Source organism: Paraburkholderia sp. BR10923 (genome assembly GCF_040948765.1).
Classification (GTDB): Bacteria; Pseudomonadota; Gammaproteobacteria; order Burkholderiales; family Burkholderiaceae; genus Paraburkholderia; species Paraburkholderia youngii.
Genome location: NZ_JBFPKO010000062.1, coordinates 1 through 11,524, shown reverse-complemented (window position 1 = coordinate 11,524; position 11,524 = coordinate 1). Strand labels below are relative to the sequence as shown.

The 11,524-nt window shown below is 55.5% G+C and carries 8 protein-coding genes and 3 pseudogenes; 5 read left to right on the top strand and 6 right to left on the bottom strand.

All coding sequences use genetic code 11. The features are described 5' to 3' along the window. Positions 1 to 138: 138 nt before the first annotated feature. The 6 genes and pseudogenes from treS to AB3X94_RS40220 all read right to left on the bottom strand — a co-directional run bounded on the left by treS (position 139) and on the right by AB3X94_RS40220 (position 6,524). Entirely contained in the window at positions 139 to 2,214 is a 2,076-nt protein-coding gene (gene treS, locus AB3X94_RS40245) for a maltose alpha-D-glucosyltransferase (RefSeq protein ID WP_368594238.1), read from the bottom strand. A gap of 22 nt (positions 2,215 to 2,236) precedes the next feature. Next, positions 2,237 to 3,763 carry an aldehyde dehydrogenase family protein gene (locus tag AB3X94_RS40240; protein ID WP_368594237.1) on the bottom strand — a complete coding sequence of 509 codons (1,527 nt, stop codon included), beginning with the start codon at positions 3,761 to 3,763 and terminating at the stop codon, positions 2,237 to 2,239. Positions 3,764 to 3,770: 7 nt separating this feature from the next. After that, positions 3,771 to 4,163, bottom strand: coding sequence for a hypothetical protein (locus tag AB3X94_RS40235; protein WP_368614367.1), 393 nt, complete (start codon positions 4,161 to 4,163; stop codon positions 3,771 to 3,773). A 525-nt stretch (positions 4,164 to 4,688) separates the two neighbouring features. After that, a pseudogene (locus tag AB3X94_RS40230) lies at positions 4,689 to 5,083 on the bottom strand (IS110 family transposase); the annotation flags it as partial. Then, positions 5,079 to 5,663 (bottom strand): annotated as a pseudogene (locus AB3X94_RS40225) (IS5 family transposase); the annotation flags it as partial. The pseudogenes AB3X94_RS40225 and AB3X94_RS40230, both read right to left, overlap by 5 nt. 52 nt (positions 5,664 to 5,715) lie before the next feature. After that, positions 5,716 to 6,524 (bottom strand): IS5 family transposase gene (locus tag AB3X94_RS40220; protein WP_368594235.1). Its coding sequence is split into 2 segments (ribosomal slippage): positions 5,716 to 6,179 and positions 6,179 to 6,524, totalling 810 coding nucleotides; the frame shifts between segments, so codons are not numbered across the junction. Between the two features lie 133 nt (positions 6,525 to 6,657). On the opposite strand from AB3X94_RS40220, the gene AB3X94_RS40215 reads away from it, so the two are divergent. From AB3X94_RS40215 to AB3X94_RS40195, 5 genes and pseudogenes are all read left to right on the top strand, one after another. Next, a complete protein-coding gene (locus AB3X94_RS40215) occupies positions 6,658 to 7,611 on the top strand; it encodes an IS5 family transposase (protein WP_368594234.1) in 954 nt (317 codons plus the stop codon). A gap of 217 nt (positions 7,612 to 7,828) precedes the next feature. Further along, positions 7,829 to 8,846, top strand: a pseudogene (locus AB3X94_RS40210) (IS110 family transposase). An 854-nt stretch (positions 8,847 to 9,700) separates the two neighbouring features. Continuing rightward, positions 9,701 to 10,393, top strand: a complete 693-nt coding sequence (locus tag AB3X94_RS40205; protein ID WP_368614366.1) for a hypothetical protein — start codon at positions 9,701 to 9,703, stop codon at positions 10,391 to 10,393. Continuing rightward, a complete protein-coding gene (locus AB3X94_RS40200; RefSeq protein ID WP_368614365.1) occupies positions 10,393 to 11,085 on the top strand; it encodes a hypothetical protein in 693 nt (230 codons plus the stop codon). The genes AB3X94_RS40205 and AB3X94_RS40200 overlap by 1 nt, the downstream gene beginning before the upstream one ends. A gap of 7 nt (positions 11,086 to 11,092) precedes the next feature. Beyond that, positions 11,093 to 11,413, top strand: coding sequence for a glycosyltransferase family 2 protein (locus AB3X94_RS40195; RefSeq protein ID WP_368594232.1), 321 nt, complete (start codon positions 11,093 to 11,095; stop codon positions 11,411 to 11,413). Positions 11,414 to 11,524: the final 111 nt, after the last annotated feature.

Sequence of the window (11,524 nt, the reverse complement as noted above, 5' to 3'; positions counted from 1 at the left end):
GAAGCCGGCCTCACAGTGCTTTAAAAAGGTTGATGCGCGTTGAAATTGCACAATGCGAAAGATTTAGCGACGGTGGGCGCTCAAATCGTGGAAGGCCGATTCCGGGCGGGGGTATTTCCGCATCCTGTTAAATGCACGTCAACTAGAAAGAGAACTCCCAATTCTCAGTGATACACCTCGGTGACCCTCAAGCACTATTCGCAGCTTACCCAGTTCGTCGAGGTGACCGATAACCGAATCGGCGAGCATGTCGATGACGGGTCCTGGCGCGGTGCAGCGTAGGGTAATAGTCTCATCGACGGTGCTTGCACCAAAGTTCAGAGCTGTAATCTGAGTCTCTTTCCCTGCGGGAAGTTCGTGAATCATTACTAGGAGGCCTGGCGCGACAACGTCGGGAATCCCTATTTGCCTACTTAAGGCAAGGCCGTACGAGTCTCTCACAGCGAGGAGACGCTTGAGTTGTGAGGCGAAAGAGGTGGGGTCGGCGAGCTGCTCCGGCAACGTACCGTACAAAGCCACTGCGCGCGGTATGCCTTCTTCGGATGCATACGCATGCCCGTTTTCGCCTGTTAGATCATAAGCACCGCGTTGTACCCAGCGCGTGTCTCCGTCAGTCGTTCGCTCCTCGACGGCCTCAATGGGTAAGGGTAGTGCACCCACAAGATCCCACCCCGATATCGCAAAAATGCCGGGCTGAAAAGCATTGAACATCGCAAGAAGAAGATGAATTTGTCGGATATTGTCCCTGTCCCTAGGCGTTATGGCGTCCAAGTCCCGAATATTGAGTGCCGCAGTGATGACGCTGACTGTCGTGCAAGACACACCGTTTGTCACAAAAGGAACATTGTAGCGCGCATGCTCGCCGCACAAGCGCTCGTACATCTTCTCCCGGATATGCTCTCGAAGGGAGTTGCCGTTCCATGTCTGCCCTTGGAAGGTAAGGGTTGCGTTAGCGTGTAGCGACCAGAAATGTACGAGCTCCAGCGTCAGTTCATCGTGGTTCTGAAGCGCGTGAATGAGAGACGCCGGGTCGATGCCGTACTGATGGGCCTTGCGTAGCATCAGCCGCAAGAACTCTGTGTCTCCCGTCAGAAGTGCATGCTGATACGCAGGACGTGTGACAAAGTCGTAAGACAGGTCCGCGCCATTTTTGGACATTGCCGCCATGTCGTCGAGGGTGAGATTGAGTTCCTGAAAGCTGAACCCACCGGCCTTACGAATCGCCCCGGCAAGAAGCTGGTTGGCCGCGACCGCGAGTGGATGGCTCTGCGACCACGCATTGCCGTGTGGTCTTCGCTCGATGCCGAGAAAGCCGTTGGCATCCAGGCGAAGTCCGCGTGCGCCGAGGACATCTAGGGAGTGCAGAGCATCACCGATACCGATTTGTTGGGCTGCAAATGTTGGGTCGAGCCAGTTCAGTGACGGTTGACCTTCCTTAAAGTAGTGAAGGTATACCCACCGGCGCATTATGCCGTCTACGCTGAGTACAGGAGCGGTTGCACTCCAGTCTGTTTCCTTGACGCCCGGCGCAAAAAACATTACCCGCTGAAGTTGGCCAACGATGTAGCGCCTACCTTTTAGGGTGTCGACGACGTCAGCCGGCAGATTGATGGAATCTTTGCCTTCAGGTACGTCTGGTAAGAGGTTCCAGTCGCTAGGCATGATCTCGATCATGTGGTAGAGGCCCGGATAGTCCCCGTAATTCATCTCAGCGAGCCGAAAGTCGGGGCCTTTGCCAGTATGCAAAGGAATGATATCGTCAATGACAACAGCGTTGTGCGCTGCCGCCATGCGACTCATTGCTATGAAGTCTTCTTTACTGCCGAATCTGGAATCGATCTCTAGGCCGATGCGATCAAAGTTCCCATCCACCGAATGGGTAAAGCGCTTACCATTAAGACCACCTGCGAGTTTGGTTGGACCCGGGTGCATGGCCCTAATGCCCAACGAGGACAGCGAACGCCACAGTGTCTCGCTTCCCAATGCCTGGAGTACCGATTGTCCCGGCGCGGCTATAACCGCGCCCGGGTACGCGGTGAACCAGACAGACGACTTTGCGCAGACCTCACGCGGGCGTGCTTCGGCATAGGGGTGAAGCCAAAGCTTGGCTTGCCCCGCATAACTGCGTGCCCGTGCCCGAACCTGGTGGAGCATTGATTGACTCACGAGCCACTGGATATGCTCTGAAGCCGGAGAATTTATGTCAGAGCTCATGGAGATATTTCTTGAGGCGATATCAGGACTTGGGCGCGTTCAACCAGCGCCTCGGATACTCCGAGGCCAATGAGTCTTCACTTGGGTACGCCTGCACGTCACCGCCCGTGCCGGGTCCCGCCTGATTGTCATAGCCGACGATAGCCTTTACTTCGAGAAACGCCTCCAGACCCCACTCGCCATATTCACGGCCATTGCCGGATTGCTTATATCCGCCGAACGGCGATCCCGCGTCCCACGCCGGATAGTTCAAATACACGCTGCCCGCGCGCAGCCGGAGCGCCACACGCTGGGCGCGCGCCCGATCTGCGGATTGAACGTATGCAGCGAGTCCGAACGGTGTATCGTTGGCAATCGCGATCGCGTCTTCCTCGTCCCGGTACGGCATGATGGCGAGCACTGGGCCAAAAATCTCTTCTCGTGCGATCGTCATCGACTGGTCGACGTTTGCGAAGACCGTGGGCCGCGCGTAGTAACCGCGCAACAGGCCGTCGGGACGTCCCGGCCCGCCGGCTGCGAGCAGTGCGCCTTCCTCGATGCCCTTTTTAATCAGCCGTTGCACGCGTGTGTATTGCACGTCGCTCACCAGAGGGCCCATCGTGGTGCGGTCGTCGTTCGCGGGGCCCACACAGTGAGAGGCCGCCGCATGCTGTGCAATGCGCACGGCCTCGTCGTGCAGCGCTGCGGGCACCAGCATACGTGTCGGCGCGTTGCACGACTGGCCGCTGTTGCCAAAGCACTCGTAGACACCCGAAGTGACGGCCGCTTCCAGGTCCACATCGTCGAGAAGAATGTTTGCGGACTTACCGCCGAGTTCCTGGTGCACACGCTTGACGGTCGGCGCCGCGAGCTTCGCGATTTCCACGCCCGCTCGTGTCGACCCGGTGAACGACACCATGTCGACATCTGGATGACTGCTGAGCGCCGCGCCCACCGTCGGGCCGTCGCCGTTCACGAGATTGAACACACCCGGCGGCACGCCTGCTGCATCGAGAATCTCGGCGAACAGCACGGCGTTCAGCGGCGAGATCTCGCTTGGCTTGAGCACCATCGTGCAGCCGGCGGCAATCGCGGGGGCGACCTTGCAGACAATCTGGTTGATCGGCCAGTTCCACGGCGTGATGAGCGCGGCCACGCCGACGGGCTCATAATTGACAAGGGTCGTGCCCTTCTTGCGCTGCCAGGCGAAGCGTTCGCAGGTACGTAGGAGTTCTTCGAGGTGACGTCTGCCGAGCGCGGCCTGCCATGTATGCGAAAGCGTTTTCGGCGCGCCGATCTCGCGCGAAATGACATCGGCCATCTCGTCGTAACGCGCCGCATAAGCGTCGAGTATGCGGCGAATCAGTGCGACGCGCTCAGTCAGCGGCGTCAGCGAAAACGACGCGAATGCGCGCTTTGCAGCGGTCACAGCGCGCTCCACGTCGTCGGCATTGCCGAGCGCGATCTGCGCGAACGCCTCTTCTGTGCACGGATCGACAACGGCGAGGCGCGCGTCGCCCGACGGCGCGACCCAGACGCCGTCGATGTAAAACTTTTGTGCATTCGACATCCGCTTCCTACTCAGAGAGTGTTCCAAGAAGAACTGCCTGGATTGTTAATCCCGAGCCAAACCCGTTAGCTTCGACGGCAACCTCTCCAGCGCAAGCTGGATAGCTGGGCGTACTGACGCATGGTTCCCCGCCGGTCGTCGTCTGCGCATAAGCTTTAAAAGACACGTCGACATTTACAAGAAGCAGCTGACGACTGGATGCCACCGAGTTTGCAGGTGAAAATCTCCAATGTTCCGAACAGTCTCTTGAAACGTCCTCCATCGCATGCAAGATATTCGGAAGGAGGCGTGTAACAATCAAACCAAACAGCGGCCCCGCGTCGCCTAGTGCAATATAGCGAAAACATCTCTTTGTGCCTTTGATCGCCATCAATGCATGAATGTCTTCTACTGAATACATCGTCGGCGCTTGTCCTCCCGGTGCGGCTCCGGTGCAAATAGGCGGTCTATACGAGATTGTTGTTAGATAGAGGGTAACTCATGACGCAGACAGGACGCCCTTTCAAGCTGCGGGCGCAGTGACCTCTTTGCGGCCGAGCTTCGCGAGATTGAACGGCCTTGGCGGATATGGCTTCCAGAGCCTTCATGTGCTTCCGCATCGTCTCCAGATCGTGACGCAACTAGATACTGAGGATGCCTTGGGGCGAGACGAACAGGGTATGCCATTTGAGGACTTCGTTGGCAATACGAATCTGACCGTAGGCGGGTAATTCGAGGGCCAATTCGACAACGGCAGCATCGACATGGGGATCTACGCGGTTCGTGAGCAGGGGCCGATGGCGAGAATCTGCTGCAGCGGCGCTTCACTGCCCCGATCGTAAGTTCCTTAAATCGGTAGAAGCCGCGCGAGTAAAGGTTTGGCGAGTCTAGGTTCCACCTAGCTTGTCATCTCACTCGATTGCTGTGCAACTTTTCTACGTGCCGGCAAAAACGACTTCAGTCGCTGAGGGCTTGCCGCAAAATCCTCCTTGACTGCAGTCCACACCCGCGCCAGATCCGGGAAGGCTTCGTCTTCAACACCGGGCAAATACACGGCAGTCAGGTCGCCTGCGCGAGCCGGGTTTTCTGGGAATCAGCGATGGCGCAAAGACCATCCTCTCAAAGCCGCGCTGCGTCAGTTGCCGATGTAGCCAATAGCAGCCTGGATCCGCCTCTTGCACACACCCGTGAAGCCTTCGATCGCAGCCGCTTGCACAGCCGATCAATCTCCGTTTGAATTGTGCCGATCTTGCCACGCGATATGACCTCGCATGCGTCGATCGCGTAGGCCACCTTAATCGACTCCTTATGCACGTCCAACCCAACCCTCGTCGAACGCAGCCTGCGCTGGCTCTTTGCCCGTGTATCCCTGATCGGCAAATGCCACCTTGACCGTTCGTCCCGTTACCTGCTGGACCTGCCGCGCAAGCTCCGCTACCTGTGCGCGCTCCTGTTCATTGGCTGGGGTCACGTGCACCGCCAGCAACTGTCCCAACGTGTCTACTGCAATCTGTACCTTACTACCGCGCTTGCGCTTATAACCGTCATAACCCGCACGCGGGCCGCTCTCGCAGGTCGACTGTATCGTGCGGCCATCGAGGATGACCGCGCTGGGCTGTCCCCGACGGCCCTGTCCCACGCCTATCACCGAGCGCAGGTCACTCACCATGCTCTCAAAGCAGCCAGCCTGCAACCAGCGTTGAGTCTGCTGATACACCAACTCCCACGGCGGGAAATCATTGGGCAGCATCCTCCACGGCGCGCCGGCACGAGCCATCCAGCGCAATGCATCAAACATGTCGCGCAGTTCGTATTTGCGCTGGGGCGCGTCAACGTCCATCAGCGTCAGATACGGCGCCGCGAAACTCCATTCCTCATCCGACACATCAGTCGGATACCCTTTGCGGCCCGTTGTTTTCATCCCGCCAGGATACCAGGTCTCAATCGAAGTTCCTAACACGCTCTAAGAGGCGTTAACAAAATGAGTCCTTCAGCCTTCGCCAACAGATGATGCAGCAGGCGAGTTTCATGAAGGCTTCGTGGATGAAGGCAAGGCGTTCGAAGCGGATGCGCAGTCGCCGGAAGTTGTGAAGCCACGAAATGGTTCGCTCGACGACCCAGCGGGTTTTGCCAAGGCCGCTGCCATGAGGGTGGCCACGTCGGGCGATTTCGGTAGCGATGCCGGCTGCGTGCAGCGGACGGCGGTATTTGTCGTGATCGTAGCCCCGATCGCCCTGAACGATGCGGGGCTTCGAAAGCGGCCGGCCGCGCTTGCCGGCAATGGGTGGGATCGCATCAACCAGCGCGTGAAGCTGGGTGACATCGTGACGGTTGGCGCCGGTGAGGATTACCGCGAGCGGGATGCCCTGCGCTTCGGTAATGAGGTGATGCTTTGAACCAGGTCGCGCGCGGTCGGTGGGATTCGGTCCCGTTTTTGACCTGCACCCACCGCGCGGATCGAGGAGGAGTCGACGACGACACGGGACCAGTCAATCCGGTCGGACTCGCGTAGCTTCGCGAGCAGCACTTCGTGTAGCCGGTCCCAGACGCCGGCAGCCTGCCAGTCTCGTAGACGGCGCCAGCAACTCATGCCACTGCCGCAGCCCATCTCGCGTGGCAGCAGGTCCCAGCGCAGGCCCGTCTGCAAGATGAACAGGATGCCGGTAAGCATGGCCCGGTCATCCAGTGGTTTGCGTCCGGGATACCGTGAGCGGCGAGGTTTGGGTGGGGGCAGCAAGGGTTCAATGAGTGCCCACAACGCGTCATCGAGTAGTTTGGTCATGAGCTCCTCGTCACCGAAACAATGACGAGGTTAACAGCAATCGTTGGAAGTTAAGGGAGGTCTGCAAAAGTCCTGGCATTGAGATTTCGGTGAACTATCCTGGGATGAAAGGAGTGAGTTGAGGAGAGCCCAGATGACGCAACTTGGACTTGACCTGGATCTGACAACGAAGCGCACGCGTAAGCGAGAATTTCTCGATGAGATGCGACGCGTTGTGCCTTGGTTGAAGCTCATTGCGCTGATCGAACCGCACTATCCGACTGGCAAGACTGGACAGCCGCCGTTCCCGATCGCGACGATGCTGCGCATTCATTTTATGCAACAGTGGTTTGGTCTGTCCGATCCAGCGATGGAAGAAGCGTTATATGACGTGCCGCTGTATCGTGACTTCGCAGGACTTGACGGCGGCATGACGCGTTTGCCGGACGAGAGCACGATTCTACGGTTTCGTCACCTTCTCGAAGCGCATGGACTGGCTGCGCAGATGCTCGCGATGGTCAATGAAATCCTGGTGGACAAAGGCCTGATGCTCAAGACCGGGTCGGTCGTCGATGCCACGTTGATTCCGGCGCCTAGTTCGACGAAAAACAACTCCGGAACGCGCGATCCCGAGATGCGTCAGACGCAGAAAAGCGGTAACTGGTACTTCGGAATGAAAGCGCACATCGGCGTGGACGCAGAGTCGGGCCTGGTCCACACCGTCATCGGCACGGCGGCCAACGTCCACGACATTACGGAGGCTCATGCGCTATTGCACGGCCAGGAAACGGACGTGTACGCTGACGCGGGATATCAGGGGATCGAAAAGCGTCGCGAGACTGGCGGGGTGCGCTGGCACATCGCGATGAGACCAGGCAAGCGCAAAAAGCTGGATCTGAGTGATCGTTTGGACGCGATATACGATCAGATCGAGCGGCTGAAGGCCGGCGTCCGCGCCAAGGTCGAACATCCGTTCCGCGTCCTCAAGCGGCAGTTTGCCTACACGAAGACCCGATATCGAGGTTTGATGAAGAACACAGCCCAGATCACGACGTTGTTTGCTCTGAGCAATCTATGGATGGCGCGTAGAGCTTTGCGCAAGGCTTGATAACCGAGGCGCCGTGTCTTGCGCCTCAGTAGCGCTGCACGGAGCGGCGTAAATCGCAGGCGCCTTAACGACTCAACAAATTCTCATCACCGCCACTGCGAAAAATATAGAAGGTCAGCGCCCGAAATGCGGGTTATGCAGACCTTCCTTAACAGATCAAAGCAATCATTTTGTTAAGGCTTCTAAGGTCTTCAGAGCGAACCGGAGGTGAACAGCCATGAACCCCATCCCCGTAGGTGTCGACATTGCCAAAAGCGTCATTCAGGTCCACTGGGTAGACCCGAAGAGTGGTGAAGTCATCAACAAAGCAATCAGGCGGGACCGGTTTCTCGAATACTTCGCAAACCGCCCCACTTGCCTGATCGGAATGGAAGCATGTGGCGGTGCGCACCATTGGGCGCGGCAACTGATGAAGTTGGGGCATCAGGTGAAGTTGATGCCCCCGAAGTCAAGGCCTTCAACATCGGCAACAAGAGTGATCCGGCCGATGCGCGCGCCATCTGGATGGCCACGCAGATTCCCAGCAAGGCAGTGGCCATCAAATCGGATGGCACAACAGGCAGTCCTCGCACTCCACCGCATGCGGCAGCAGTTGGTGCAAATTCCGCACGATGCAGATTAACAGCCTGCGTGGTCTGCTTGCCGAGTACGGTGAAGTCATGGGCCGCAGTCGGGAAGTGCTTGACAAGGCGATACCCGGCGTTCTGGCGAAACTATCGGAGCGTCTGCCTGCCATGCTGATCGATACATTGCGCGCGCAGTGGCACAGCCTGACGGTGCTCGACAGGCAGATTGCTGAGATCGAGCAACGCCTGCGCATCTGGATGAGAGAGGATCAGGCCTGCAAGACGATCGCCGCCGTGCCTGGCGTTGGCTTGCTGACCGCTACCGCGGCGGTCGCCACGATGGGCGATGCGACAGCCTTTCGCTCCGGCCGAGAATTTGCAGCCTGGATCGGCTTGGTACCGAAACAGACCGGTTCCGGCGGAAAGGTGCAGTTGCTGGGGATCAGCCGGCGAGGTGATACCGATTTACGCACGCTACTCATCCACGGCGCGCGCAGTGTTCTGCGACATCCAGAAAAGGCTGGCGCATGGATAGAGCAGCTCGCCAAACGCCGCCCGTTCAACGTGGTAATCGTGGCTCTCGCCAACAAACTGGCCAGGACCATCTGGGCGCTTCTCGCCCACAACAGGCAATATCAGAGGGAACACGTCAGTTCCAAACCCGCGTAAGGGAGCACAAATCAGAGGAAACGATTCACAAGGACGGTAGGTCAAAAGGTTGCGCTGGCAATCGCGTGTGATGACGAGATAGGTTGGACCGGGACCCACCAAACCTGAGTATGACGGAGAGCCTCGAGCTCGACACGGAAATGAGGTGTGGGTCAGCGGATTTCATCGGGGCCTGCAGCATCGAAGCTGCATCAAGGGCCGGATATAAAGGCGCAGCCGTCTCATCCGTCACAGCGTGCGAAAGCCTTCGCAAAATGGGAGGCGTCCATATAAAAGTCATACTGCGTTATCCCGCTGTCCGATTTTGCGCGGCCACCTCTGCCAGACCATCTCAGACAGAGCGACTCGGCCGGCCGCTAGAGTCGTGACGTTTGTCTGCGCAAATTGAACACAAAGCGAACGATTTGTCGGAAAACTAACGTCCAGACAGCCGGCGTGATATCCGCACATAGAGGCGTCCCGTCTACGGCTTTCACATGCAGTCCTCGAGATGGTGCGTAGAAACCTTTCCGCGGCTCATGCTGGCACGCCGCATGCCTCTTCTGGAATTGGATCTGGACAGATTCGTCGCTGCTTTGCAGCCACTCATCAAACCTTTGTTCTGCTCCGATGTGCTCAACGCCATCCGCAATGCGGTTGCAGGAAGGCTTTCCTGCCTTTGTTTACGCAGATCAAAAAAGGGGAGAGGTGCCAACGCTGTTTTCCAACCCAAATATCATCGTTCGAAGGCCCACCACGCCATGAAGCACTGTCGGAAATCGCGCTCGCAGCCACGGCGACCCTGTGTCGAAAGTGGATGGTTTTCTGGTCGCGATCATGATTCGTATTCGAAAATTGTTTTAGGGTGATTCGGAATGTATCGTAAAGATATGCATTTGGCGGCCATATTTATATCATTTGACGCCGTCGCCGTGTCAGGCATCACTGTTGAAGCGTCAAAAATGGCGAAAATTCTTGCGCGCAATCAGATTAAATCTTATCTTGACCTCGGCTACGATATAAAGATAGATAAAGGAAAATTCGGCAAACCTTACAATAAGGAGCATGAGATTTACAGCGATATATTCGATTTGGTTCGCATTGATGATATCAACTCTATTCCCCACTACAATGTCGATTTCCTGACGTATTCGCACAATGTTCTGATGGGTCGAGTTCCGCCGGTTTCTTCCAGAGAGCAGGAAGAACTTTTGCTTGCAATCAGAGAATCTTCTCTGCGACTAGCACATCGAATCGTTCAGCTATGGGATAAGCTAAGTATCAGTTATGTGATTGTTGAGAATGGTACGCTTCCGGAAAATATAATATATACCAAAGCCATTTATATGGCGATCAAAATTTACGGCGAATGTCATTGCCTAGGGAATTTCGTCATCTGGCGCGACCACGATCTAATGTGGAGCAGTGAAAAAAACGTGATGAAATACGGCGCAGCGCCTTATCCCCATGCCATCAAGCCCGTTAGATCCAAGCATATAACATACGTTACACTCAATAATCACCTGAAAAAAAGCTGGAAGAGTGGTGTGATTACGGTGTGGAAGTAATGGTTAAAAAAAATACCTACGATTTCACTGAGCATGGTAGATTTAATAGTATTAGAGAAAAATTCTTTATCCGCGATAGCGACATCGTGATCGCCCGCACCACTCGCATTATTCCGCAAAAGCGTTTGGATCGGGATATTTATTTGCTTAATCGGCTAAATCAACTTTTCAGTCAAAATGATATCGATCGAAAAGTTTTTTTGTTTGTGGCGGGCGATCCTGATGAAAATCATCTTTACTCTCAAGAGCTGAATACACTGGCCAAAAAGTTAAACGTTGAGTCATTTATAAAGTTTGTCGGTCCACTTTCGCACAAATCCATACTTTCAGTGGGCGATGCGACTGCAATTGAGGATTTATATTACTCCTGCGATCTTGTTTCTTTTCTTACTTCGTGGGATTACGACAGCTATGGGAATCCAGTTGGCGAGGCGATCAGCAACAGACGGTGCTACATTACTACCAGCTACGAATATTATTGGGAGGTTTATGGTCAGTACGGCTTTGAAGCGCCCGTTCTGAAGATATCGGAAGAGAATGATTGCTTGCCTGATGAAGCATTTATTAAAGGCTTGTATCTGCTCATCAATAATAGGCAAATGATGAATGACATTGCTCGGAGGAATTTTCTTATTGGCAGGCGGCTGCTTTCTGATAATTTAGCCAATATTCCTGGACTTGACTTGCCATGAAGAAAGAATGCGCGATACAGTTGTTGTATCAGTTGTGGTGCCAGTTTACAACGAAACCGATCGTATCCGAGAGGTGTTGCTCTCCCTATTGAACCAAAAAACGCATGACGGCCTGATTACTCATGATGGCTACGAGCTGATTTTTGTGGATAATAATTCCACGGACGACTCCGTTGACAAAATTAACACTTTCAAATTTCAAAACCCATCCCTGGATATTTTTCTTATTCACGAGTCCGTTAAAGGGGTCTCGTCTGCAAGAAAACGCGGTATGGATTACGCGTCGATGCGTTCAAAAGCCCGTGACAGCCGCCTAGCAGGTTGCTGAAGTACCGCTGAAACACGTCATCGCGCAGAGTTCGTGAAGCGTTGATAGATGAACCACCACTTGCCCACTGGAGATCATGGGCGGCGCCGACACGTTCACCGAGAGTTTGTT

Bases quoted from the DNA above. Each gene is read 5' to 3' on its own strand.
- AB3X94_RS40215 (WP_368594234.1), top strand. From the start codon at position 6,658: ATGACGCAACTTGGACTTGACCTGGATCTGACAACGAAGCGCACGCGT.
- AB3X94_RS40200 (WP_368614365.1), top strand. From the start codon at position 10,393: ATGGTTAAAAAAAATACCTACGATTTCACTGAGCATGGTAGATTTAAT.
- AB3X94_RS40205 (WP_368614366.1), top strand. From the start codon at position 9,701: ATGTATCGTAAAGATATGCATTTGGCGGCCATATTTATATCATTTGAC.
- AB3X94_RS40195 (WP_368594232.1), top strand. From the start codon at position 11,093: ATGCGCGATACAGTTGTTGTATCAGTTGTGGTGCCAGTTTACAACGAA.
- AB3X94_RS40235 (WP_368614367.1), bottom strand. From the start codon at position 4,163: ATGTATTCAGTAGAAGACATTCATGCATTGATGGCGATCAAAGGCACA.
- treS (WP_368594238.1), bottom strand. From the start codon at position 2,214: ATGAGCTCTGACATAAATTCTCCGGCTTCAGAGCATATCCAGTGGCTC.
- AB3X94_RS40240 (WP_368594237.1), bottom strand. From the start codon at position 3,763: ATGTCGAATGCACAAAAGTTTTACATCGACGGCGTCTGGGTCGCGCCG.